This window comes from Nannocystis sp. (genome assembly GCF_016714285.1).
Taxonomy (GTDB): domain Bacteria; phylum Myxococcota_A; class Polyangia; order Nannocystales; family Nannocystaceae; genus Nannocystis.
Genome location: NZ_JADJNN010000019.1, coordinates 1 through 26,088 on the forward strand (window position 1 = coordinate 1; position 26,088 = coordinate 26,088).

Below are 26,088 nucleotides of genomic sequence, written 5' to 3' on the forward strand. Positions count from 1 at the left end.
TCGAGCGGCGACGACCCAACGTCGATCCCGACCACCTCCGGGAGCACCGGGGCCGGATCGACGACCGGCGGCCTGCCCGACTACGGCGATTCGCCGTGTTGGGGCAAGCCGCAGGAGACGCTGGTATACGATGGCAAGACCCACCAGATCGTGCCGGTCGCGGCGACCTGCCGCGCCGAGGGCGAGCGCACCTTCGTGATGGTCGCCGACAAGCTGTGGGATGACGGTACGGTCGACCAGGCGGCCGTCAACGGCTTCATGCACCGCTACGAGCTGTTCACCCCGGAGACCTCGATCGACCCCGGCAGCGGCGTGATCATCAACGACGAGGCGGTGTTCGGCTCGCTCGCGCCGGCCAACCTGCCCGGCGGCAAGGTGTCGGTGTTCGTGATCGACAGCAACGGCGGCGGCGACGGCTACCTTTGCGGCTGGTGCGACTATTCGCAGCTGCACCTCGACGGCACCATCCTCGCACCGCTCGACGGCGACGACGCGCTCTCGATCTCCGCCCACGAGAGCTACCACCTGATCCACCGCGCCCGCGACGCCGACGAGGAGGTGTGGATCGACGAGCCTCGCGCAGGCGGCGATGACCGCCAACGGCTTCTTCACCGACGACGAATGGCTCGACGACTTCCGCCTCGCGCCGGACCAGGACTGGGGCCCCGGAGGCGTCGACTTCGGTACCTTCAATTATGGCGCTGGCCTGCTATGGGGCACCTTCCTGTACGAGCGCGGCGGGATCCCGCTGATGACCGCGATCACCGCAGAGCCCGGCAACGGGTGGGCCGGCCTCGATACTGCGCTCCAGGCCACCGGCGACGACATCGACGCGTGGTCGCTGTTCCTAGACATGGGCGTCGCCATGGTCGCCGACCGCCCCGACCTCGGCCACGGCTTCGCCGCGTTCGACGTCGGCGAGGTCGCGCGCGAGGGTGACCTCGGCGCCGGCGAGGCGGCCGAGGGCACCGTCCAGCCGGGCGGCCTCGATATCTACCGCCTGGTCGGCCCGGGTCAGCTCAGCGTCGAGGTGACGGGCACGGGCATCGGCGGGCGGGCCTTCCGGGTCGGCGCCGACATCGAGGTCGTCGACCCGGTCGGCGGCGCGTCGCTCATGCTCGCGGCGGACGACGAGGGCTACGTCCTGGTCAGCGCCCAGGCCGGTGGCGCATACATGATCAGCGTAAAGTAGTATGACGACCCGTCGTACGACGCGCGAGCGCCCAGGCCGCTGACAGAGACAACAGCCCGCAGGAACGAATTGCCATGATCCGCCAGTTCACCGTGCTCCTCCTCGCCACAGCCATTTCCGCGTGCCGACCGGCAACCTCCGCGACGCCGCCGACCTCATCCACCGGAGGGGCCGGAGACGAGTCCCTCGACGGTCGCCCGGTCGTCCCGAACCACGAAGCGAAGCCTGGCGACGTGACGACCTGCCCGTACAGCGGCCGGAAGTTCGTCGTCAAGGCCGACTCCCCGCGGTTCGAGTACGAGGGCAAGAACTATGTGCTGTGCAGCGACCAGGCGCGCGACGCCGTCGCCGCCGATCCGGCGAAGTACATCACCCCGGACACGTGATACATCGACGCAGGCGAGGCGCGGCGCGCAACACCGGGCGCCGCCCGGCGGGGGCCCCCCGGCGGGGGGGGGGAGCCCCCGGCCCCCCCGGGGCCCGGGGGGCGCCCCCCCGCGGGGGGGCGGGGGGGGGGGGGGGGAAAGGGGGAGGGCGGGGGGGGAGAGGGGGGGGGGGGCCCCCCCGGGCCCCCGGGGGGCCCCCCGGGGGGGGCCCGGGGGGGCGGGGGGGGGGCCCGGGGCGCCGGGGCGCGGGCGCGGGGCGGCCCCGGCCCGGCCCGCGCCCCCGGCCCGGGGGGGCGCCCGCCGGGGGGGGGCCGGGGGCGGGGGGCGCCCGGGGGCCCCGGGCCCCCCGGGGCCCCCCCCGGGCGGGCAAACCGGGGGGCCCGGCGGCGCGCGGCGCCCCCCGCCCCCGCCCGGGCCCCCCGGGGGGGGGGGGGGCGGGGGGGCCCGGGGGGCGCCCGGGGGCGCGGGGGGGGGCGGGGCCCCCGCGCCGGGGCCCCCCCCGCCCCACCCCCCCCGCCCCCGGCCCGGGCCGGGGGGGCCGGCGGCCCTTCCCCCCCCCCCCCGGCCCCCCACCCCCCCCCCGGCCCCCCCGCCCCGGAAACGCGCGCGCGCAGCAGCGTCCGCGATGGATCTGCGGCGGGTACCGGCCCCAGGGTGTCGGGCATCTTGCGGCCGATCGCGGCCGCAAGCTGCCCGACGAAGGCCTCACATTTCACCACGAAGATGCAAGCGAGCCAGAGCCGCCGCCAGCGCGCTTCAGGGGTTTTCCGGGCCGGGGTGCGAGGGGGTGCATGAGGGTGAATCCGCAGCGATGGGGCCGACCGAAGGGAGGACACATGGCGAGGACTGAACCCTCATGCACCCCCTCGTACCCCAGCGAGGCAAATTCCCGCAAAACGCCAGTGTGGCGATCGGGCGTCCGCGCAGCTCGCAGCGCCGTCACCCGCGTCACGCCCTCGCATCCCCCGGGCTCCGCGCCCGCGCGATCGTGCTATGAGCGTCGTCCCCCGGAGCCAGCATGTCCCGCCGCCTCGCCCTCACCCTCCTCACCTGCACCGCCTGCGGCGACAGCTCGAATCACGACACCGGATCGTCGACCGCCTCGTCGAGCACCGCCGCCGCGACCACCGAGCCCACCACAAACGGCCCGACCAGCCCCACCGTCGATCCCTCCACACCGACGACTCCGACCACCGGCGCCACCGACCCCACCGCCGACCCGACCGCCACCACCACCGCCGTAACCACCGCCCTGACCGCCGTCACCACCGACCCGACCGGCGACCCCACAGGTTGCGTCCCGATCACCTGCGCCGCCGTCGGCGCCGTATGCGGCGCCCTCGCCGACAATTGCGGTAACAACCTCGATTGTGGCCCCTGTCCCGGCGACCAGATCTGCGGTAACGGCGTGGCCCCGAATCAGTGCGGCGCGCCGGCGTGCAAGCCCGCCGAGCAGGCCACCACCGACGGCGGGGGTCGCTGCGCCGACCTCAACCAGGCCTGGACCGCGCGTGGCATCAACGCCGGGTATTATCCCTACAAGGCCGTCGCCCAGGTCACCCAGTATTCAGGGGACTTCGGCGGCGACCCGGCCTCGATCTTCCAGGCGGGCGGGCCGACCAAGGGCGTCATCTTGCAGCAGATCCCGCCCGGCAGCTACATCGGCCTCTCGACCACCGGCCCCTGGTATAACCCCGCGGGCGACTGTCAGCAGGGCGATACCTGCGGCAACAAGGACATCGACGCCTGCACCGATAACGCCGCCCCGCTGCGGCCAAACGTCGGTGGATTCTACTGGGGCTACGCCTATCAGGGCGCCAGCCACATGCAGGGCTGGATCTACTACGATCCCGCCGCCCTGGTGTTCGCTGGATTCGACCCCGCCCACCCCTGCGCGCTCGGGCCGGCCGGCCTCGACTACGAGGTCGCCTCGGCCTGCGGTCAGGCCACTGCCTGCGCCGACAACAAGAACCGCAGCTGCGGCGACGCCAACCCGTGCAGCGAGGGCGCCGACGACTGCGGGCGCGTGCAGTGCGGGGCCATGAGCGGCGGCCCGCTGACGCCGACCGCCCACCGCAAGATCGTCAGCTATCCGGCGGGTACGCACAAGTGCGGCAAGGCCGTGCCCAACGATTCGATCACCTGCTTCGCCAACGGCAACGACGCCGACTTCTTCCTCGTCTACCCGTTCGGCGCCTATCTCTACTGGGGGCAGAACAGCACGACCAAGGTGTGGCTGCACCACGGCGATCGCACGCAGAGCTACTTCCACACCCGCGACGCCCAGGGCGTGATGTGGGACTTCGTCGAGGTCCTGAGCTCCGGCGCCGGCACCCTCACCCCGGCCAGCGACGGCGCCGGGGCCGGCGGGGGCTGCTCCGCCGACAAGCCGCAATTGTGCACACCTTGCAAGAATGGCGGCACCTGCGGCTGGATCCAGGAGGTCTTCCTCAAGCCCGAGTGACGTACGGCGTGCCGTCCTTGTGGGTGAAGACCCACTTCCCGTCGACCAGCGAGGCCTTGAGGTCGTCGTCGGGGTAGCTGCCTTCATCGCCCGGCGTGCGGTCGCCCACCTCGAGATAGACGACGTCCTGGGCCGTCTCGTTGTGCAGCATGTGGCCGTTGCCCGTGCCAGCCTTGAAACCGGCGCACATGCCAGGGGCGAGCGGCGTGCGACCTTCGTCGGTGCATAGCGTCGGGTGGCCCTCCAGGATGTAGATGAACTCGTCCTGCTTGGTGTGCGCGTGGCGCAACGCGGAGACCGCTCCCGGGGCGAGGCGCGTGTGGTTGACGCCGAAGTTGCCAAGGCCGAACAGGTCGCCCAGCGGCCGCTTGAAGCGGCCGCTCATGCGCGAGGCGAACGGCTCCGGGTAGTTGGACGGCTTGGCGCGCAGCGGCGCGTCGGCGGCGCACAGCGCCACAGGTGGCTTCTGGCTCATGTCTTCCTGCCTTGGGGTAGGGTTGCTCGGCCCGCAGGATAGCGCAGGCGCGGATAGCCGTCCTGATCAATGACCACCACCGACCCTCAGGTGCGGTTCATCGGCCCGAGGATCGTGTGCACCTGGGCCGTCGTCAGCCCGAGGGTCATGCCGATGTCCGCGAGGAGCTGGCGCTCCTTGTCCTGGAACTGCTCGTCGGCCGTGGCGACCAGGAACGCGGACTTGATCACCAGCTCCTTCCCGCGCGCGTTCAGCATGGGCGCCAGCCGCTCGAGGTAGGCCAGCACGTCGTCACCGTCGCGCTGGGCCGCCAGGACCTCCTCGCGCAGCAGCTCGGCCGGGAGGTCGACCGACGACAGGCGCTGGTAGATCCGCCGGATCACCTCGATCTCCGCGTCCGCCACCACCCCGTCAGCCAGCAGCATCAAGATCATCACCCGCTTGATCACCAGCTGAAACTCGGCCTCGACGGCCCGATGCTCTGCGCTGTCGGCCGCCAGCACCTCGACCTTGTAGGTGTTCTTGCACACCTGACACTCGATATACTCGCCCAGGACATTCAGCGGGATCAGCGGTAGATAGTAGAAGGTGACGAATCTTCGACTGCGCCTGTGCTCATATTGCACGCCGTCGCGGTCGCATCCCGGGCAGTAGAACGTCCCCTTCGCGTGCGTGGAAGTGACCGCTTTCGCGCCGAACAAGATCATGCGAACGCCGGACCGTATCATGGTTCGTCGCTCGCGGGTGACCCACCCGTGCACTTGCACGCAGACCTTCTCCGCCGGCCCATTTCGCCTCAGGAGCCCGCTGCGCGCATTCGGGCCCGCGGCGCGCCCCCACGGGGCCACGGCCCTCCGGCAGACCCCCGCATCCTGCCAGCCCACAGGCGCCGGGTTCAGGGCCGCGTCCGCCGCGCGCACGCGGGGCGGAGGCGGGCCCGCGAGCCTCAGTTGTTACACGAACAATTCACGTAGCACGCGGCGTGGCTGAAGTTCGCGTCGGGCGCCTGACCGTTGGCGCCCCAGTTGGTGTTGTTATCGGTGGACGAGCACTCGACGCTCATCCACGTGCCGCCGTTGGCCTTGTTGGGCCAGAAGTGCATGCCGACCTCGTTGCCGGTGTGCTGCGAGGTCGCCGGGTTGAACCCGCCGTGGGTGGCGCAGACCGTCGTGCAGTTCATGTTGAGGTTCGGCGCGGTGTACCAGCAGCCGCCCTTGTTCACCCAGCCGGCGCAGGCGACCTTGACCTTGCAGGTGTTGCTGCACTGGTCGTTGTCCACGTTGTTGCCGTCGTCGCAGTCCTCGACGCCGGCCTGGACGAAGCCGTCGCCGCACTTGGCGGCCACGCACACGCCGACGCAGGCGTCGGTGTTGACCATGTTGCCGTCGTCGCAGACCTCGCCGGCGAGCTTGTTGAGCACGCCGTCGCCGCACTTGGCGGCGGTGCAGTTGGCGTTGCACTGGGCCGACTCGGCGCCGTCGTCACAGGTCTCGCCCGCGGTCTTGTTGAGCGTCTTGTCGCCGCACTTGGCCTTGGTGCAGTCGAGGTCGCAGGTCAGCGACTCGATCTTGTCGTCGCACTCCTCGACGCCGGCGTGGATGAAGCCGTCGCCGCAGGTCGGCGCCTTGCACGTCTGGGTGCACTCGTCGGTGTCGACCAGGTTGCCGTCGTCGCAGTCCTCGCCGGGCTGCTTCACCTTGTCGCCGCACTTGGGCGACGCGCAGGTGTTGGTGCACGCGTCGTCGTCGATGTCGTTGCCGTCGTCGCAGGCCTCCACGCCCTCCTGGACCAGGCCGTCGCCGCACACCGCCATCTCGCACACCGCGGTGCAGGCGTCCGTGTCGACGTCGTTGCCGTCGTCGCAGGTCTCGCCCGCCTGCAGCACGCCGTCGCCGCAGGCCGCGGCCACGCAGAGGTTCGAGCAAGCGTCGAGGTCCTCGGCGTTGCCGTCGTCGCAATCCTCGACGTCGGTCTGGACGATGCCGTCCCCGCACGCCGCGTTCTTGCAGCCGTTGGTGCACACGTCGCCGTCTTCCTGGTTGCCGTCGTCGCAGTCCTCGCCGGCATCGACCACGCCGTCGCCGCAGACCGGCGCGGGGGCGGTGGTCGCAGGCTCGCCGCTGCTGCCGCTGGTGCTGTCGCTCGCGCTCGCATCGGTCGTGCCGCCCGACGTCGTCTCGCTCGCGGTGGTCGGCTCGGTGAGCCCCTCCGAGGTCGGCGCCGTCGTCGTCGTCATCGCCGTGGTCGCTGCCGTGTCGCTCGAGAACGTGGTCACCCGCCCGCCATCATCGCCACAGCCGACAACCAACAGAATCGCCGACAACCCCATCCATCCATGTATCGTTCGCATGGGCGGATGGTACACGCCGACCACGGCGCCGCGACGGATCATCGCGCGTGTGGGTCCGCAGTGCTTGCGCACGCACGGGACCCCGCGGACGCGCGCGGACACTTTTTGCACGCATCGACACCGGACCGCTAGATCAGTCTCGCGCCGCGCCTGCCCCGCTCGATCGCCGCGCGATCACGTCGATGGCGGATGTGCCTATCCCAGCACGCGCGCGAGGATCGCCACCGCTTCATCCACCTCCGCCGCCGACACGATCAACGGCGGCACCAACCGCAGCACCCGCGGCCCCGCCGGCACCGTCAGCAGCCCCTCGAGCTGGGCCGCGCGCGCCAGCTCGGCCGCGCTACGCGGCTGATCCGCCCCGAGCTCCACGCCGACGATCAGCCCCCACCCCCGCACCTCCGCGATCTTCCCGTGCAGCCCCGCCGCAAGGCCACGCAGCCCCGCCCGCAGCTGCTCCCCGCGATCCCTCGCGTTCGCGATCAACGCGTCCTGTTCAAGCGTCTGCAGCACCGCAAGCGCCGCCGCGCACACCAGCGGATTGCCGCCGAAGGTGCTCCCGTGGTCGCCCGGGCCGAACACGTCGCAGCTGCGCCGGCACAGCATCGCCCCGATCGGCAGCCCGCCCGCCAGCCCCTTCGCCAGCGTCAGCACGTCCGGCTTCACCCCCAGCTGTTCGTGGCCCCACAGCGTCCCGCTGCGCCCGACCCCGACCTGAACCTCATCGAACATCAGCAAGATCCCGCGCTCGTCACACAGCGCCCGGACCTGAGCGAAATACGTCGGGTCGCCCGGACGGATGCCGCCCTCGCCCTGCAGCGGCTCGAGCAGGATCGCCGCCACCGTCCGCTCGTCGCGGTCGAGCGTAGCGATCGCGGCCACCAGCGCCGGGAAGTCATTGAATGGCACGTGATGAAAGCCCGGCACCAGCGGATCGAAGTCCTGCTGATACCGCGGCTGCCCGGTCGCCGTGACCGCGGCCAGGGTGCGCCCGTGGAAGCTCGCCACCGCCGAGATCACCGCCGGCCGCGCGATGCCCAGGCGGGTGCGCCCATACTTGCGGGCCAGCTTGATCGCCGCCTCGTTGGCCTCCGCCCCCGAGTTGCAGAAGAACGCCCGCTCGCCCGCGCCGCGGGCCGTCAACCACGCCGCCAGCGCCCCCTGCTCCGGGATGTAATACAGGTTCGACACGTGATGCAGGCGACCGATCTGCCGCGTCACCGCCTCGATCAGCGCCGGGTGGGCATGTCCCAAAGTGCAGGTAGCGATCCCGGCCGCGAAATCGAGGTACCCGCGCCCGGCGCTGTCCCACACCCGGCAGCCAGCCCCGCGCACCAGCGCGATCGGCGAGCGAGCGTAGGTCGCCATCACGTCGCGGTCGAAGGCCGCGAAATCGAAGTCGAGGGATTCAGAGGACGGGCGCGGGGCCATGGCCGAGGGTGTCGCCGATCGCCGCCGGCCTGTCGAGCCCTCCGGCGCTACATCTGCAGCAAGTAGCTGACCATGCCCACGCCGAGCGCGGCCAGCAGCGCCGCGACGAGCAGACCCAGCGACCACCACGGCGCCTGGTAGGGCTCGTTGCGATCGATGCGACCGATCACCCGCCGGTGCTCGGCGGCGGCGAGGACGTTGACGAGCACGCCGAGCACGATCAGCGCCACGCCGAGCCCCTGGGACCAGCCGAGCGGTCGCGGAGACTCGCCGAGCGCCGACACTTCCCGGAGGAACAGGCCGAAGCGGGCGACCACGAAGCCGAAGCCCATCATCGCCAAACCCGTGCGGATCCAGGCGAGCAGGGTGCGTTCGGCGGCGAAGCGGACGCGGGGATCCTCGGGCGGTGGTGGCGCAGATGGCATGGCGATCGTGCCACCCACGTAGCACGTCCCGCGACCGACGTGCCCGTTGCCGCGCGCTCCCCCCCTCGCGATCGATCGCCGCCGACACGATCCTCACCGCGACCGCGCCCGCGTTGATCGATATGCTCCCCCCTCATGCCGCCCGCCCCGACCCCCGGCTCCGAGCTCACGCTGGCGGCCAGCAGCGCCTCCGCGGCGCAGCCCACCGGCGCCGAGGCGACCCTGGCGATGAGCGCCGGCGATGCCACCATCGCCAGCGTCCGCCAGAGCCCGAGGCCCGCGGACGAGGCCCTCGTGCCGGGCGCACGGCTCGGCCGCTACGTACTCGAGCGCCTGCTCGGTCAGGGCGGCATGGGCACCGTCTACATCGCCCACGACCCCGACCTCGATCGCAAGGTCGCGATCAAGGTGCTGCACACCGGCGTCGCCGCGACGGACGCCACCAGCGGGCCCCAGCGCCTGCTGCGTGAGGCCCAGGCGATGGCCAGGCTCAGCCACCCCAACGTCGTCGCCGTGCACGACGTCGGCGTCGTCGGCTCGCGCCTGTTCATCGCCATGGAGCTGATCGACGGCAGCGATCTGCGCCGCTGGCTCGCCGAGACCAAGCGGCCGTGGCAGGCGATCGTCGAGGTCTTCGTCGCCGCCGGTGCGGGCCTCGCCGCGGCCCACGACGCCGGCATCATCCACCGCGACTTCAAGCCCGACAACGTGCTCATCGCCCGCAACGGCCGGGTCACCGTCGGCGACTTCGGGCTCGCGGCCGCCACCGCCGACGCGCCCCCGCGGGAGGACGTGTCGCTCAAGTCCTGGCTCGGCGAGGCCGGCACGCTGACCGTCCCCGGCGCGGTGATGGGCACGCCCGCGTACATGGCCCCGGAGCAGATGGACGGCGGCGAGATCACGCCCGCAGTCGATATCTTCGCCTTCTGCGTCGCCCTCCACGAGGCCATCCACGGCCAGCGCCCGTTCCGCGGCGACAGCATCGCCAACCTCTTCCTCGCCATTCACAGCGAGGAGCCGGCCCAGTCTGCCACCCGGGTCCCGCGTCGCCTCACCCGCGCCCTCCGACGCGGCCTCGCGGCCAGCCCCGGCGCCCGCCAGCCCTCGATGCACGCGCTGCTCGCCGAGCTGCGCCCGCTCATCGCCTCGCGTCGCCGCCTGTGGTTCGGCGCCGCCGCGCTCGTGGCCGTCACCGCGGGCGCTGGCGCGGCCCTGTGGAGCGCCTCGACCGACGCGACCGTGTGCGGCGGCGGCGAAGCGGCGGTCGCCGAGCTGTGGTCGCCGGCCCGCCGCGAGGCGCTGCAGCTCGCGTTCACCGGCTCCAAGGTCGTGCACGCCGCGAACACCTGGAAGCTGGTCGCCACCCGCATCGACGCGTTCGCGGAGGCGTGGTCGACCGCCCGCCTCGACGCCTGCGAGGACACCCACCTGCGCGGCGAGCAGTCCACCGAGGCCCTCGATCGCCGCATGGTCTGCCTCGACCGCCAGCTCCGCGACCTCGATCGCGTGCTCGACTTCCTCGCCGCGCCCGACCCGAAGATCATCGACAACGCGATCGCCCTGGTCCGCGACCTGCCCGCGCCGGCGAAGTGCGACGCCGCCGCGGCGCTCACCGCCGCCGCCAGCTCGGCCACCCTCGCCGCGCCCGAGCTGGCCCGCCTCGACGAGGCCATCACCCACGCGCGCCTGCTCTACCGCGCCGGCAAGTACACCCAGGCGATCGACGAGCTGCAGCCGATCATCGCCCGCCTGCAGGAGCTCAATGACCCCAAGCTGCTGGTCCGGGCCCTCACCGCCCGCGCCCAGGCTGGCTACATCGACTCGCGCCCCGAGTCCCAGACGTGGAACACCGCCGCCCTCGAGGCCGCGCTGCGCACCGGCGACGACGCCCGCTTCGCCGACATCGCCGCCAACCAGCTCGGCCTCGTCGGCGCCGAGGCGCCCGCCCGCGAGCTGTGGCTGCGCCTCGGCGAGGCCGCGCTGCAGCGCCACGGCGGCGACGACTCGACCCAGGCCAAGCTGCTCACCAACTACGGCAACGCCCTGCGCAACGACGGCCGCGTCAAGGACGCGGAGGTCGCCCACCGCGCCGCGCTCGAGCTGCGCCGCCGCGACCCCGACTCCCCGACCCTGCTCGCCGACGCCCTGTTCAACGTCTCGGCCGTGCTGTCCACGCAGGAGCGCATCCCCGAGGCCCTCCCGCTCGCCCACGAGGCGATCGACATCTGGACCCGCGAGCTCGGGCCGCAGCACCCGCGCATGGTCACCGCCCTCAGCAACCTCGCCGTCATGGCCAAGCGCAACGCCGACTACGACGACGCCACAGACCTCGCGACCCGGGCCCTCGATCTGTCACGCACGCTGCGCGGCGAGCAGCACCCCGACGTCGGCCAGCAGTACGCGCTGGTCGCCTCGATCGAGAACTGGCGCGGCGACTTCGTCGCGGCGGGCGAGCACTTCGACCGCGCCCTCGCGATCCTCAAGGCTGCCGGCCCCGCCCGGGCCGAGCGCACCGCCGGCATCTTCCTCACCGCCGCCAGCTACCGCGTCGACGCCGGCGACCTCGCCGGCGCCGAGGCCCTGCTCGACGATGCCCTGAAGCTCGACACCAAGTATCCGCCGGGGCACCCGTTCTGGACCGGCGAGGCCAGCACGCGCGTCCAGATCGCCCTCGCCCGCGGCCAGCTCGACACCGCCGAGCGCGAGCTCCAGCGCGAGCGGGCCCTGCTCGCCAGGTCCGAGCAGCCCGACCTGCTCGCCCGCCTGTACCTCGCGCTCTACCAGGCCGAGCTCGACCTCCACCGCAACCGCATCAAGGAGGGCCTCGCGGTCCTCGAGCCCCTCGCCAGCGAGCACCCCCGCGAGCTCAAACACCCCTACAACCGGGCCCAGCTCGAGTTCCTGCGCGCGCGCCTGCTCTGGCAGGCCGACCGCCAGCGCGAGGCCCTCAGCGCCGCCGAGCAGGCCCGCGCCCTCTACGTCAGCCTCGCCGCCGGCTTCGCCCCCCGCGCGGCCGAGGTCAACGCGTGGATCGAGGCCCACGCGCCGCCCTGATCCCGATATCCTCGGACTCCGTCAGCGCGATCGACGATATCACCGCTCCTCGCGGCGATCGGCTCCCGCAGCGCGCTACACGTCCTTGAGCTGCCAGAAGCAATGGGCCCGACGTTCCGCGTAGCCCTCCGGCTTGGGGATCCACGACAGTACGCGGCAGCAATCGCCGACCATTTGGAAGTCCGCGGCATAGACGTATTCGTCGGGGCCCAGGGCCCGGATGGTCACGTCGGCGCCGGAAGGCTCGAGCTCGAAGAAGCCCAGCCCGGCCCCCCCCACCGCGTAGACCCAGGGGAAGGCGCCGCTCGTGGCGAAGATGTTCCTTCGGTCCTTGTACGGATCGTCGATGAAGGTATTTTCGACCGTGAGCACCCATGTGCTGGCGAACAGCCACTCCTTGTGCTGCTCGTTGTAAATGGCGAAGCGCCCGGCCTGGACCTCCGAGACGACCCAGATGTTGTCGGGGAGGGCCGCGCCGCCACCCTTGGCCACGAACACGCCGCTGAATTCCTTGACCTTGTGGAAGCGCCACCAGCCGGCGGCGAACATGTACCCTTGCTGGTCGACGTTGTAGATGCGGCACCGCCTGGAGTTGCGCCGACGCACCTTCCCCTGTTCGGGGAAGCCGCCGTCGTCGGTCACGTCGTACCAGACGACCGCCGGGCTCGTGGACACGACCTGAAACCCCCTGGCGGTCATCACGATGCCGCCGCAGCGACCGGCATAGGGCCCCTCCTTGACCCCGCCGTGATCCGCGGCCCACCATTCGCCGGGGCCGCCGACGTTCCCGTCCGGCGCCACAAACAGGGTGCGGCCGCCGCTGCTGTTGGTGGACCACACCTTCGCAATATGCTTATCGAACAGCACCAGATCACCGTCGTGCTGGAGGACGAGCCGATACTCGCCCCCGGGCGACTCGAACCACTGTCCGCGCTCCAGCTGCGAGCCCGACGATCCGCGGGCCCACGTGCTGCTCCACATGGTCAGGGCACCGTCACGCACGGCGATCTCCCCGCCGCTCTCGACGAAGATCTTGGGGTTCAGCGACACCGCGGATTTTCCGCCACATTGCTCGGTGCTCCAGATCGGCGTGGCGCTCCGCCGACCATAGACCCGGAGGTATCCGTCGGTCCCGAGCCGGGCCATCGCCCAGTCGCGCGGGTTCACGAAGGAGGCGGTGCCATCCTGACTCACGAGACTATCGGCACGAAACAGCCACTCCCCGGCCGCGAGCTCACGGACGATCTTCCGCGGGGCGCGCCACAGCAAGACGCCGCTGCGGGAGCGAATCTCCAGCCGCCCGTCGTCCTCCAGGACCAGGCGGCTGCCGCTGTACTCGACGGCGTGATCGTGCTGCCGCGTCACCCCCTGGAGGCTCGCGGCGACGTTGAAGGCGTCGTGCTCCGCGCCCCAGATGGCGCCGAAATCGTGGGCACCCCAGGCAGGATCCGTGCCGGTCGCGGTGCGGTAGACGACCAGATCGCCGTCCGCCGCCTGCAGCCGGACACAGCCCGCATTGCCCGCTGTGCTCGTCTGCCACAGCACCGTGCGCTCGGGCTCCCAGGTGCCGCGTTTGTCCAGATCCGAGCCAGGCTTCCTCGGCTTCCAGGTGCTCCCGGCGCCGAGGCGGTACAGCACCAGGTCGCCATCGGGCTGGTACACGAGCTGGTGCCGGCCGTCGCGCGACAGGAGGTAATCGTCGGGCTTCAGCTCGGCGCCGGCCTCGAGGGAGTGGCCGCGCCACCGCGTCGCCCCGGCGGCGGATGGTTCGGCGAGCGGGGCGACGTTCATGCCGGCGAAGCCGATGAGCTCGAGCAGCTCGCCCTGGATCCGCCACAAGGTGCCGTCCTCCTTCCGGCAATACACGGAGCCCTCGCTCGAGACCGGGCGCGTCGAACCCTGCGCGTCCTTCACGAACCGCGGTGCCGACCGCGTGCACGCGAAGTGGGCCCCCAGGGCCCCGGGGAAGAGGTGCCCGCAGCGCACCCACACGTCGAGCCGGGGGTCGTAGGCCCGGTCCTGGCGCACGTTCCTGCGGCCTGGATCGGGTCGGCTGCTGCGGGCCACGAGGGCGCCGCCGACGACGACGAGCGCGCTCCCGTGATCGACACAGCGCGGGTCCTCCTGCCATACATGGCGACCGTCGACCTTCACCGATTCGCTGCCACCCTCCTCGCAGCTCAGGTTGTAGCGCAGCTCCTTGCCCAGCAGGTATGCCGCGTCCCCGAGCTGGGCCCGCTGAAGCAGGTCGAGCTTGGCCAGGCGGTGGTTGACCGAGGCCGCCTCGCGCGGCGCCATCAGCGAGCCCGGCGTCGAGTCGACCGCCCGCGGGTCGATTCGCAGCAGGGCGCCGGTGCGTGCGTTGAGCGCGAACAGGCATCCACCGGCCGCGCCCGGCACGGCGACCACCTCCCACGCGGGCCACGCCAGCCTGGCGAGCCACGGCTCGTCGATGAAGTCGGGCGTCACGCCCAGCGCGTAGGACCTGGCGACGCCGTCGCCCCGCACGTAGACCCGCGTGCCGATCGCCACGAGGTGCAGGCGCTGGGCGCCGGCAAACGCCGCCGGCAGGGTCGCCTCGCGGGTCACGGTGAGCTCGGGCAACGCGAGCTCCTTCACCTTGAGCACGGCGCCCTCCTGCACCACCGCCACCAGCCCGCGCATGTCCTCGGGATCCCCGACGCCCGTGACGCCGAGGCAGCGGACCTTGCCCAGCGGCCACTTGCACTCGGCGACAATCTGCTGGTTCGTCTCCCAGACGAAGCGGAGCTCGAGGCCCTGGTCGGTCGCCACCGCGACCCACTCGACGGTCCGCGTCCCGCCCGCGACGGCCTTCGGCCGACCGTCCTGGACCACGCCCCAGAAGCGCCCGGCGACGAAGCCCAGGACCGTGCTCTGCGGGCTCGGCACCGTGGCGATCGCGCGCGCCTTCACGGCGGTGACCGTCAGGTCGACGATCTTGCCCACCTCCAGGCCCTTGGGGTCGCTCGTATCGTAGGAGGCCGCGATCGTCCATTTCTCGCCCTCCGCGGTCGGGCCGAACTGGACCTGAAACGACCTGTTGAGCCCGGGCTCGGGGTGATCGGGCTTCCTCGCGTGCTTGCCCAGGGTCGGCGTCACGTGCTCCTGCTCGGAGCTGCGGACATCGAAGCGCACCCGCGTGAGGTTGACGCCCATCCAGAAGCACGCCATCGGGCCGGACGGGAGGATCACCCCGGAGGGGCGCAGCAGCCCCCGGAACCCGTACTGCGGCCGATCGATGTCGATCGCCACCTCCCGGCTGACCCGGTGCTGGACGCCGTTGACCATGATCTCGGCCTCGAGCACATAGTCGGCCCGGTCGAGCGCCCAGACGGTCTGCGTCTGGCCGGGCACCGCGGCGATCTCCCGGGCGCCGAGCATCGAACCCTTGAGCTTCGCCGTCCCGGGGACGATGTTCTGCAGGGTCCAGCTCAGCGTGACCGGCTGCCCGAACGCGAGGGCCACGGTGTCAGCCGGATTCGACTCCAGGCGCACGACGGGGTCCGCCGCCTGGGCCTGGGCCTTCGCCGCGATGTCCGCCAGGGGCGCCGCGTCGAGCCCGAACAGCGCCACCTTCGCCCCGGTGATCACCGTGTCCTTCGCGGGCTTCTTGATCGGGACCGTGAGGCTCAGCTTCCAGGCGCCCGCGGCGGGCGTCCCACCGGGCTTTCGCCGCAGCGAGATGACCCACTCCTTCCCCGGCGTGTTGGTCACAGTCCAGGTCTGCGCCGCGTCCTTGACCTCGCGGGCCAGCAGCGGGCGGGCGGCCTCCTCCACCCATTCCTTCGGCACGATCACCATGATGCTCCCGTCGCCGGGGCCCGTCATGGATTCGAGGCACAGGTCCAGGACGGCGGTCTCCTTGTTGTCGCTGCCCACGGTCCGCCCGGGGCTGACAAACGCGGTGACCGTATATTTATCGCCGACTCGGGTAATGCTTGCAGCAGTCATGGTGAGATCGTCCTTGCAGTTGGCGTGCTTCCAAGAATCAACATTCCGGCGGCGGCCGCGATCTCGCCGCTCGGGACCGGGGGGATCGGGCCCGCCGGATCGACCTCCACCGGCACCCCGCCGAGGAAGAACAGCGCCGGCGGCCGCGCGGGCTTGCCGGTACCGTCGGCGGCCCGCTCCCTGGCGTCGGGCGTGCGGACCCCGACCGGGATCGGCAGGTCCATGTGGGGTCGCTTCGCGGCGTCGGCCCCCAGCATGGCCCGCAGGTCGGCGTTGGAGTCCACGAGCACGGGATCGACGCGAATCACCGCAGGCAGCCGCGCGAGCACCTCCTCGTACATATCCGGCGGCAACGAGAACGCCGTCACCGGCAGCACGCCCGGATCGAGGTACAGCTTGCCGTGGGGATCGATGAGGAAGCTGACCGCCTTCGCCGCGGGCTGCTCGGCGCCCGGCAGATCCATCGTCAGCGCCTTCGCGTCGCTCGCCAGCTTCAAGGTCCGCTCGATCGGGCCGGCCTGCTCCTGGTACGCGATCAAGCCGTCGTCCGGCAGGTGCTGGCTGCCGATCTTCACGGACACGCTGCGCAGCGGGCTCCGCTCGCCCGCGATGAAGGCCGCGCCGCCCGCCATGAACTGCTTGAAGTTGTAGGTATTGGCCAGCCACGAGGCGTCGTGCACGGGGCCGCCGCGCCGCTCGATCTGCACATCGGCGCGGACCAGCGCCAGGGGCCGGCCGGTGAGCGCGGCCGGGGCCGGGTTGGCCTCGGAGCGGGCCGGCTGCGTGCGGGCGAGCGCCTCGTCGGCGAGCGCCATGAACCGGTCGAAGGCCGCCGCGCCCGTCAGGGCCGTCACGAATGCACGCAGCCCCGGATCCTTGATCGGCTCGCCCGTGGCCGCCGGCAGCGGCTGAAGCTTCGCGGCGCCCGCCTCGCGCACGATCATGCCCAGCGGCCCGCCATCGCGATCGTAGACGACCACCGCGTGATCGAGGCGGCTGGCGACGATCCAGCCCAGGATCTCCGGCTGCGTCACCACCAGCCGCGTGGGCTCGAGCACGCGGTCGTCCAGCGGCACCACGTCGGCTTGCGACTTCTGGGCCGCGCTCACGGCGGTGGTCGTCAACACCAGCGCCTGGCCGAACAGGTCGACCACGCGGAGCTCGCGGATCCGCAGCGAGCCGCGGCGAAACCACTGGAAGGGCGTGTTGGGCGAGCACTGCGGGGGCCCGAGCGCGGCGCCCGACGACCCGTCGAAGCACTGGCCCGCGAGCGTGGCCCGCTCGGGCGCGATGCGAGGCAGCGAGTCGTGACGCGTGAGCAATTGCTGGTGGATGCCGCTCAGCGTCTGGCCGACCACGTCCCACTGCCCGATCGCGGCGAAGGCGTCGCTGCTGAGGATCGTGTGGACCGCGGCGTCGTGCTCCATCACCGCCTTGTCGAGGCGGTCGAGGCAGTCCTTGAAGACCCGCTGCGGGCGGTTGGCCAGCAGCGTGCGGCCCGCGAGCTGCGAGGCCGAGTCGTCGCCGACGATCCAGTCCACCTCCCAGTCGAGGAACAGCGGGAGCCACGGCTGCTGCACCCACAATGTGCACAGATCGGCCAGCGGCACCGTCGGCCCGTCGACGGTCGGCAGGTGGATCAGCGACGATCCGTCGAGCGTCGGCGGCCGCGAGCGCGGGTCGGCCCAGACCGCCGCGCCGCCGAGGTCGGCGAACAGACGGCGGCCGCGATCCACCCACTCGCTGAGGTTCGACTTGGCGTGGAACGCGGGCACGACGCTGCGCGCGCGCACCAGCGCCGCCACGGCCTCCTCGACGATCGAGGCCTCGTCGGCGAGCAGGCTCAGGACCGCGTCGAGGACGGGATCGCCGAGCCCCGACTTGAGCTTGGCAACGACCGAAGCACACGCGAGTCGGGCGTACTGGAAGCCCTGCCCATCCCGCGGCGCGTCGACGACGATCTGATCCGTGGAGCGACCCACCCGCGGCAGCGGCCGGAGCGGGAGCCGCGGGCTGACGTTGCGCACCGCCACCGCGGGCTCCTTGGGGACATAGAACGGCGCCGCTTCATGGGCGAAGGTGGTGAACTTCACCGGCAGCTCGCCGGCGACGAGCGCCGCGTCGAGGGCCGTGCTGAGTCCCTTCTCCTGCGCCGCAGCGGCCGCGACGAGCTTCTGATGCTCGGCCTGAAGCGCCCGCGTCTCGGCCGCCTGCGCTGCCACGTACGCCGGCAGACCGTCGACCTCGCTGCCGACCTTCTGGGCCATCCAGAAGCTCGTGTAGAGCGCCTCCACGGCGGAGGCGACCACCCACGACTTGCGGTCCGCCTGGGCCTGCGCGGCGTTGAGATCGGCGAGCAGCTTCGTCAAGGCGGCGCCGAGGGGCGGCATGTCCTTCGGAGCCGCCGCGGGATCGGCCGGCCCCACGCTCCACTCCTTGCCGCTGGAGACCGTCTGGAACGTGGCGAGACGCCGGGCGTGCGCCTTGACGTCCTCGGCCCCGACGGCGTCCCAGCGCGCCAGGGTGCCGTCCAGCAGCGCCTCGAGGACCGCGGCCATCTGGGCGCCCGAACCATCCTTCGTGCTGTCGTCCCGGTTGGCGCACAGCTCGGCCAGCGCCTGCTCGCCGGTCATGCCGACGCCGATCTGGGTCCGGTCGGGGTAGATCAGCGACTCGCAGGGGTGCTTGCGCGGGTGTTCGCTGGGATGCGGCGCGCCGAACGCGGGGCCGAGGTAGCTCCTCGGGTTGAAGTAATCGACGTACGCGACCATGCCGTGGAAGACGCAGCGCTCGCCGAGCGGCAGCGACAGCGTGTCGCTCGCCTTCTTCTTCTTCCCGTCGCCCGGCTCGTACAGGCCCAGCGCCCGGCGAATATCGGCGACGCCGCCGCCCTGCAGCGTGGTGATCGGGTCGTCCACGCCGGGCTCGCGATACCAGCCGACGACGAGGTACGACAGCGCCGTGTCCTCGAGGGCCAGCCCCGCCGGCAAGTCGTTGAGTCGGTCGACGCAGGCCAGGTTGTTCAGGTGCGCCGGCACGAAGGCGGTGAAGGTGAGGTCCCGGCTGGCCGCGGCGCCCTCGGCGGTGAGGCGCTCGCGGCTCTCGTCGGGCTTCGCCGCCACGGCCTGCTCGAGCGTGCGCACGCGACCCACGCGGCGCACCGCCAGCGCGCCGGCCTCGTGCACGAGCACGGGCGCACCGCTCGCGTCGGCCACGCCGCTGTCGACCACCCAGGCCCGCACGTCCGGCTCATCGTCCGCCGCGGCCCAGGCCTGACCCGTGTGGGTCCGCCGCGCCATGCGGACCACGAGCCAGCGATCGGGCAGCCGCGGATGAGAGTGAGGATCGTCGGCGCGCAGCGGCTGGCCCCACCCGGCGGGCAACGCCCAGCTCAAACAGATCGCGGGCCCCGTGGCGCCGGCGATCGCGGGTGGCAGCTGCCGCGTCTCGAACAGCCCGTCCCACACGGGCAGCAGCTCCTTGACGACACCGTCATAGTTGGGCTGGCGGAACGACCAGTCGTGGGGCTTCTTCTTGGTCACGCCGTCCACGACCACCTCGCCCGTCAGGGGCACGGTGCTCGGATCGTAGACGCAGGCGGACACGCGGACGGGCAGCAGGTGGGGTGTCATTGGATATGCTCCCAGGCGATCGTGGAGTCGGTCGGGCGGCGCATCCAGTGCCGCCCGAAGCGGGCGCCGCTGCTCACCGCGTCGCCGTTCAGCTTCTCGGCGAGCGCGGCCACGTCGAGGACCGAGGTCGCGTCCTTGTAGCTCGCCAGGTCCAGCGTCGGCGGCGGGTCGGCCTTGCCCTCGCGGACCGGCTCCAGCTTCCAGTCCTGCTCGCAGCCGAAGCGCAGCCCCTCTCGCGGCTCCCGCAGGTGGAGCGCGCCGGGCTCGCGATATGTCAGCACTACCAGCGTATCGTCGGAGATCCGCTCGAAGCGGAGCGGGCGTATCTTCTTGCTGCCACACCAGAGCGTGATCTCCACGCCGGGGTACTCATGCAACAATCGCGACCGCAGCAGGAAGCCGGTCATCGTCTGGTCGCGCGGCACCGCGGACGTGTCCTTCTTGCCATTCGTCAGGATCTCGCGCTGGTGGTCGAACAGCCGCCACAGCGCGGCCCGGACCTCGCCGCAGCTGCGCCGCACGGGCGCCCCCCGCAGCGAATCCTCGCAGTACGACAGCGCGCCCATGGCCAGCGCGTCGATCGTCCAGCTCGGGTCGACCCGAAACCCGCGCAAGCTCTCCGGCGGCAGCGCACGGCCGCTGGGCGCGAGGTACCGCAGCGGGACCGGCGCCAGCAGCAGCAGCCGCCCGAGCCAGTCGGCGATGGCCATCGCGTCGCGGAACAGCGGCTCGGTCTCCGTGTCGGGATCGCGGTCACGGCGGGCCTCCAGGTAGCCCGCGAGCGCGTCCACCAGCGTCAGCGCGCGGCGCTCCCTGGCCACGCCGGCCTGCATGCGCTCGAGCGCCTTGACGTGGTTCCACCGGCGAATCGCCGACGAGTAGCTCGCCGACGACAGCGCGAGCAGACGCCCGAGCTGCCACGCCGACAGCTGCGAGATGTCCAGCGGGGCCCCCTCCACGCCGGCGAGGGGCAGCGGCGTCGGCGGGCGGTCGTGGGCCTCCTCGGCGGCGAGCCGCGGCGCGACCGCGATCGGCGACAGCGGCCCGCGGTACCAGGCCACGGACTTCGGGCCGCCGCTCGGGTGATAGGCGATCGGCACGAAGCCGAGGTCCAGCGCCCGCGTCACCGATTCATCCCACGCGGCGTCGCTGGGGATCGCCAGCGGGCCGGGGTGGTTGCGCTTGATCCCCTGGACCCGGCCCCGGAACGTCCCGCTCCCGTCGCTCAGCGATCGGAACGGCCAGGCGTGCAGCACCACCACGCGCAGCCGACGATCGGCGGCGGCCGTGTCGGTCGCGAGCCAGGCGTCCCAACCCTCGAGCGACACCAGCACCGCGGTGTTGCCCCCGACCTGGGGGAAGCGCTTCGCCACCAGCACCGCGAACTCACCCTTGCTCGCGCCGCGGGCGTCGCCCTTGTCGGACAGGTCCACCTGGCGGACGTGGGCCAGCGTCGCCAACTCCGTGCGCCGCGGACAGAGCTTGCGAAGCAGCGCCTCGCTGAGCTCCAAATACGTGACCTTCTCCTCCTTCTCCGCGGCCGTGAGCGGCGGCTCGAACGCTGGCCGGCCCACGCCGTCGGGCGTCGCTGGCGGGGCGACCTGCGCGGCGCTCCCGGTGATCAGTCGGGCGTCGCCGGCGAGCTCCGCCTCGCTGAGCACCACGAGCGCGAGCCACGGCGTCCCCTCGTCCGGGCCCACGCGCCGCTCCCACGGCAGCGCACGCCGCTTGAGGACCAGGTGCGGCAGCGTGAGCGCGTAGTTGGCCGCTCCGCCGACCGGAGGAAACGAGGCGTGCACCTCGTCGTCCGCCAGGCGGAGCCGCGGGGCGACGACGGTGAACGCGAAGGTCTGCGTCTCGCCCTTGAGGAGCGTGGCGCCCTCGGCGAGCTCCTGCGTGATCTTCAGGGAGTACGCCCCGGGCCGCAGCCCTGGGAGCACGTGATCGAAGGTATCGAAGGTCTCTGCAATGCTCATGTCAGGCCTCGCATTACGCACAGTCGCCCAGTTCGAACCCCGCCGCGACCAGGGCGCCCCGGGTCACGGCCAAAGATGGCGCCGGCAGGCCCGCCCTGGCAGCGCGCAATGAGAAGTGCTCGACCTCCGGCTCGGTGGTCACCGTGATCGGCGTGTTCGCGCGGCCGTCGGGCGGCTGGATCTGCAGCCCGGTGACGGCCCTGCGGCCCGAGGGACCGAGCAGCTTGCGCTCGTCCGCGTCGCCCGAGTCGCCCGGGTAGTACCACAGCGCCTCGGTGGGCGTCGTCATCTCCGGCACCAGCCGCCACGCGGTGATGGGCGGGACCGTCGCGGCGTCGACCGGCGTGACCTCGACCCACAGGTCGGACCGGACCCCGCGCTTGCGCATGGGCCGGATGTCCAGCCGCTGGCATGTCGTCACCGGCTCCGTCGCGCCGGCGAACAGCCGCGTCGCCGGCACCGCCATGGCGACCAGGACCCTGGTCTCGTCGCCGCGGAACTGGGGGACTTCGGCCTTGTCTTGCCCGTCGCGAGGCGTCGCGCCGCCGATCTGCAGGAGGGTCGGGCGCCCGCCCCGGGCCAATATCAGCACATCGTCGATCGACGCGGCGGGCCGGGCTTCGGCGAGCGACGGGCCCACGTCCACCGTGTAGCTCAGCGAGGTGAACAGGAACGACACCTTCACCGTGATCAGGGCGCCGAAGGGCGGACCCCAGGCGTGCATATCCACGTCGAGCCCGAGGCGCAGCGTGATGAATGTCCGCACCTCGACGTGGATCCCGATGCGCAGCCTGACCTCGAAGAAGATCGGCGACCACTGGACCAGCGCGTCGAACGAGTAGAACGCCCGCACGCTCAGCGGGCCCTTGTCGAAGCTGAGCCGCGCCGCGCTGCCGAGCTGGATGCCATAGCGATCGAGGGCGAAGTACATCTCGCCGGCGATCGCCATCCCCGGCATCGGCGACCACTCGTAGCCCACCCGGTCGAGCGCCGGATAGTGCGGCTTCTTGGGGACCAGCGGCGAATACCCGCCCATCGAGACCAGGAAGTCGCCCTTGTGCGGCCCATCGAACCACACACAGATCGCAAACCCGCCGCGCAGACGGCACCCGCGGTCGAGCAGCCAGCTCTTGTCGGTGAGCCCGCCCAGGACCTTCAGGTAGCCCTCCGTCGAGCTGAAGCGCGCCGCCAGGGCCAGCTGAATGTGGCCCAGCGCCGGCGCCTTGGGGTCCTTCTTGTTGAGGCGCAGCGGGAGGTCCGCCACGCCGGCGATCGCCAGCTCGAAGCCCGGGTTGCGCACCTCGGCGACCACCAACAGCGCACAATCGACCAGCTCGGCGATGCGGAAGGTCAGCCCGAACGCGAGGCACCACGCGCCCTCGCGGCTCTTGAGGCAGCCCTTGAACGACACCAGGCTGCGCATGAGCGCCTCGGAGCCGTCGCCGGTGTCCTTGCTCGCGCCCGGCCCCCGCATCAGCGCCATGATCGGGAAGTCGGGGACATCCTCGGGTCGGTCGGGCAGCTCGAGCACGCAGTTGTACCCGAAGCCGCCGGCGATGCCGGTGACCTTGAAGGCCGGCGTGCCGAGGGCCAGCCCGGTGGCGAACACGAAGGCGAAGCCCTCGTTCAGCGTGCGCCCCTTCCAGACCAGATAGACCAGCGCGCCGATCCCGATCTTCTCGAGGATCTCGAGCTTGCCCACGCCGAGGATGACCAGGTCCGCCTTCGATCGGTCGCGCATCACCGCGGCATCGAGCTTGACCCACGGGCGCAGGTCGAGCGACAGCGCCGCCCCGTCGATATCGAACGCAACCTTCGCGTCGCGCAGGCCGGCGAGGGACAGCCCCTGCGGCGTGATCGTCGCGGCCAGGCGCTTCGCAGAGAGGCTCAGCCGCGATCCCAGGTTGAGCGTCACGTCGGTGAAGACCGTGATCCCGGGCGCCGGCTTGGACTCGAAGGCCATCCCGGCGTTCTCGAAGTGAAAGCCAGGGCCGGCAGGCTTGCGGTCCGGCGCCTTGCTCCCGCCTTCACCCGTCTCCGGCGACGCGCGATTCGTCGCGGTATCGCTGCCCAGACGCGCCCCCTGGCCCGTGGCCACTGCAGGCTTCGTGGACTGGATATCCACGCCCTTCGCGCCGATCGTTATCACCAGATCCTCCGTGACCCGGAGGGCCTTGCCAACGCTCGTTCCGCCGAGCGACAGGGTCGCGCTGGCGGCCAGCCCGCGCGGGAACTCCTGCTTGACCGTGTCTCGGAGGAGCGCCGTCCGCTCCACGTCGCCCCACTTCAGCTCGGAGCTCGGCAGCCAGGACGCGATCCGCCCCGGACGTAACAACCCCATCTTCTCCCTGGGCGCCGCGGCGCTCCCACTCGGCGGATAGCTCGCCAGGAAGGCATCGAGGGTCCCCCCATCGCTCCAATCGGCGTAGAATTCGAGGGCGTCCGTCGGCACGGCCCTGTCCGCAGTGGCCGCCTTCGTGCTGTAGCGAAACCCGACCCCGGTCAGGAGGACATCGTCCTTGCTCGCCGGCAGCGGCTCCCCGGGTCGGAACGCATTCACGAACTGGCCCAGCCGCACCTGGGTGACGGCGGTCGCGTTGACGCTCGTCTCCTGGTTCGCCAAATGGAGGTCGAAGCGAAAGCTGATGTCCCCGACCGTGGCCTTGCCATTGATATCGACGGAGGTCTTCGCGGCGGCGGCGGGCTCGGCGGTGGCGGGCTCGGACTTGACCGTGACCGTGAGCTCCGAGTCCGTGATGGCCGTCCCGCCAATTTGAAAGGACTTCGTGGCGAGCGTGCCGGTGACGAGGTAGCTGCCGTCGGCGGTGTTGAACGCGATCAGCAGCCCCGAGAGCGCAAGATCCTTGGGGAAGCTGGCCGGCAGATCGGAGCCGGCGAGCGCCTTGAAGAGCGGACCGAGCGGGAGCTTGGGGCACTTTCCGTTGAATTTAAACCCCTTGGTCTTCCCGCCGGTATAGGTGCCTGTGATGTTGACCCGGACCGGATCTGCCCCGTCGACCGGAAACGCGATGGCGCTGGTCAGCACCACCTTCGGGTCCTCACGGCCCGCGCTATCGTAGGTGACGCGCAGCACGAACTTCTCGACCGCTGGACCGCCCGTCAACTTGAGCCGCAAGCCGGCCGTGAGCTCGTAGCGCGTGCCAGCGCTGGTGCGGTTCAAGCTGATCTCGCCGGGCAAGAAGGCCAGGGACCCGACGCCGATCGACAGATCCTTGCCGTCGGCCACGGATACGCCGCACCGCAGCGAGAGGGTATCCGGGCCGATCAACACGCTCGGACGAACCAGTGACAGCGAGAAGTCCCCGAACAGGTCTGGCTGCTTCTCGCCGGCGATCTCCGCGATCCCGGCGGTCAGGGACAGCGCATCCTCGCAGCTCGCAGCAAGCTGCCAGCCGCGGCGCCAACTCGCCCCATCGACCCGGAAGGTCTTGTCCCCGATGCGCGCCGTCCCGCTGAAGCCCACACGGAGCTCCGGGGCACGGGAAAAGGGATCGGCGATCGCCAGACTGAGGCCGATCCTCTCGATCTTCGCCTTCGCGGAGGCGACGCCCGGGATCGCGATGTCCACGAGCTCGATGCCGCCCTCGAGCGAGGCGACCGTCTTCCGCCGCATGTCGTAGGCCATGGCGAGGCCCACGATGAAGGTGCGATCGCCGACCTCGCGGGCCCAGGGCGGGAGCTGCGACACGACGTCTTTACCGATGAGCGCGACGATGTCGGTGAACTTGATCTTGTCATTCGCCGGCGGCGGCGCGAGCCGCCAGAAGCCCCCGGGGTTCTTCGTCGAGCGCACATTGGAGAGCTCGAGCTTGATGGTGGCGGACCCGGCACGAACGCTCGCCTCGATCGTCGCCTCGAAGCGCCGCAGCCACTCGTCGGCGGGCTTTTGTACGGTCAGCTCGACCCTGGCCAGGCCGAGCTCGAACGCGGGCGCGACCTTCCATACCAGCGGCTGGTTGTTCGCACCGCCGACCTCGACGCGGACATGCTCGACCTCACCGCGCCCGATGTCGACCCCGACGTCGCACCGCTTCACCACGATCGGGGACTTCCCGGCGATCGTGTCCAGGCAGGCCAACATCTCCCGCCATTCCTCGGCTCCGCCGATCACGGCCAGAATACCCCGTAGATCGGCCGCGACCGCCAGCATGTCCACGATCCACACGCCGCCCGGCATGAGCTGCATCTTCAGGGGCGCGGACACCCCTCCAGGCCCCGTGATTGCCCCCTCGATGGTCGCCAGGGCGCCGTCTTTCCGGCTGCGGAGGGGGTCAAACTCTGCCCGCACCAGATTGACCTGCTTCACGCCGGGCAGCGCAAGCCCCGTGACGGCCAACGGTCGGAGCTCCAGCAGCGTCAACCGGGCGCGCGCGCCGTCCTTGCTGAAGCGCGCGGTGACCTCCATTTCCTGCGGGGAGAACGCCGTCACGGCTCGGCCCTTCACGTCAATGCCAGCGTCATGGCGCGGCTCCGTAACCGCCGCGGCTCGCAGATGCAGCTGCGCCTCCCCCGAGGGTCGGACGCGCGACATGATCTCGGCCATCGCGTCGCCGTCACCGGGGAGCGCCGAGAGCAACGCGGCGGGCCCGGGCTCGTGGCCCACCCGCGCCTTGAGGGTGTCCCAGTCGCGAGGCAATTCGGCGGTCGCCCCGCCGTTGGACTGCTGAAGAATCGGCCTGTCGCTCATAGTCCCATCCCTACTTTTCGGTG

14 protein-coding genes are annotated in these 26,088 nt (G+C 71.5%); 4 read left to right on the forward strand and 10 right to left on the reverse strand.

What is annotated here, in order from left to right:
• Positions 1–612, reverse strand: a 612-nt coding sequence (locus IPJ59_RS26320) for a hypothetical protein (RefSeq protein ID WP_293273824.1), incomplete at its 3' end; no start/stop codon positions are given.
• On the opposite strand from IPJ59_RS26320, the gene IPJ59_RS26325 reads away from it, so the two are divergent.
• The 3 genes from IPJ59_RS26325 to IPJ59_RS26335 all read left to right on the forward strand — a co-directional run bounded on the left by IPJ59_RS26325 (position 590) and on the right by IPJ59_RS26335 (position 4,042).
• Positions 590–1,192 (forward strand): hypothetical protein, encoded by a 603-nt coding sequence (locus IPJ59_RS26325; protein ID WP_293273825.1) that lies wholly within the window; start codon positions 590–592, stop codon positions 1,190–1,192. The genes IPJ59_RS26320 and IPJ59_RS26325 overlap by 23 nt on opposite strands.
• Positions 1,193–1,266: 74 nt before the next feature.
• Positions 1,267–1,578, forward strand: coding sequence for a hypothetical protein (locus tag IPJ59_RS26330; protein WP_293273826.1), 312 nt, complete (start codon positions 1,267–1,269; stop codon positions 1,576–1,578).
• Between the two features lie 1,018 nt (positions 1,579–2,596).
• Positions 2,597–4,042, forward strand: a complete 1,446-nt coding sequence (locus IPJ59_RS26335) for a hypothetical protein (protein WP_293273827.1) — start codon at positions 2,597–2,599, stop codon at positions 4,040–4,042.
• Here IPJ59_RS26335 and IPJ59_RS26340 read toward each other — a convergent pair.
• From IPJ59_RS26340 to IPJ59_RS26360, 5 genes are all read right to left on the reverse strand, one after another.
• Complete coding sequence (locus IPJ59_RS26340; protein WP_293273828.1) at positions 4,029–4,517, reverse strand: cupin domain-containing protein; 489 nt, start codon at positions 4,515–4,517, stop codon at positions 4,029–4,031. The two genes, IPJ59_RS26335 and IPJ59_RS26340, sit on opposite strands and share 14 nt — an antisense overlap.
• 86 nt (positions 4,518–4,603) lie before the next feature.
• Positions 4,604–5,224, reverse strand: a complete 621-nt coding sequence (locus IPJ59_RS26345) for a tellurite resistance TerB family protein (protein ID WP_293273829.1) — start codon at positions 5,222–5,224, stop codon at positions 4,604–4,606.
• A 239-nt stretch (positions 5,225–5,463) separates the two neighbouring features.
• Complete coding sequence (locus IPJ59_RS26350) at positions 5,464–6,792, reverse strand: DUF4215 domain-containing protein (RefSeq protein WP_293273830.1); 1,329 nt, start codon at positions 6,790–6,792, stop codon at positions 5,464–5,466.
• A 270-nt stretch (positions 6,793–7,062) separates the two neighbouring features.
• Complete coding sequence (locus tag IPJ59_RS26355; RefSeq protein ID WP_293273831.1) at positions 7,063–8,298, reverse strand: aspartate aminotransferase family protein; 1,236 nt, start codon at positions 8,296–8,298, stop codon at positions 7,063–7,065.
• Positions 8,299–8,345: 47 nt separating this feature from the next.
• A complete protein-coding gene (locus tag IPJ59_RS26360; RefSeq protein ID WP_293251735.1) occupies positions 8,346–8,723 on the reverse strand; it encodes a YidH family protein in 378 nt (125 codons plus the stop codon).
• A gap of 135 nt (positions 8,724–8,858) precedes the next feature.
• On the opposite strand from IPJ59_RS26360, the gene IPJ59_RS26365 reads away from it, so the two are divergent.
• Positions 8,859–11,777: a protein kinase domain-containing protein gene (locus IPJ59_RS26365; protein ID WP_293273832.1), complete on the forward strand. Its 2,919-nt coding sequence runs from the start codon at positions 8,859–8,861 to the stop codon at positions 11,775–11,777.
• A gap of 75 nt (positions 11,778–11,852) precedes the next feature.
• On the opposite strand, the gene IPJ59_RS26370 is transcribed toward IPJ59_RS26365, so the two are convergent.
• Genes IPJ59_RS26370 through IPJ59_RS26385 form a run of 4 tightly spaced genes read right to left on the reverse strand, consistent with a single transcriptional unit; the run spans position 11,853 to position 26,065 of the window.
• A complete protein-coding gene (locus IPJ59_RS26370) occupies positions 11,853–15,749 on the reverse strand; it encodes a hypothetical protein (protein ID WP_293273833.1) in 3,897 nt (1,298 codons plus the stop codon).
• Positions 15,746–19,381: a hypothetical protein gene (locus IPJ59_RS26375; RefSeq protein ID WP_293273834.1), complete on the reverse strand. Its 3,636-nt coding sequence runs from the start codon at positions 19,379–19,381 to the stop codon at positions 15,746–15,748. The genes IPJ59_RS26370 and IPJ59_RS26375 overlap by 4 nt, the downstream gene beginning before the upstream one ends.
• The gene (locus IPJ59_RS26380; protein ID WP_293273835.1) at positions 19,378–21,357 is read right to left on the reverse strand and encodes a hypothetical protein; all 1,980 of its coding nucleotides are present in this window, start codon (positions 21,355–21,357) and stop codon (positions 19,378–19,380) included. Before IPJ59_RS26380 ends, IPJ59_RS26375 begins: the two co-directional genes overlap by 4 nt.
• 13 nt (positions 21,358–21,370) lie before the next feature.
• Positions 21,371–26,065 carry a DUF6603 domain-containing protein gene (locus IPJ59_RS26385; RefSeq protein ID WP_293273836.1) on the reverse strand — a complete coding sequence of 1,565 codons (4,695 nt, stop codon included), beginning with the start codon at positions 26,063–26,065 and terminating at the stop codon, positions 21,371–21,373.
• Between the last annotated feature and the right edge of the window lie 23 nt (positions 26,066–26,088).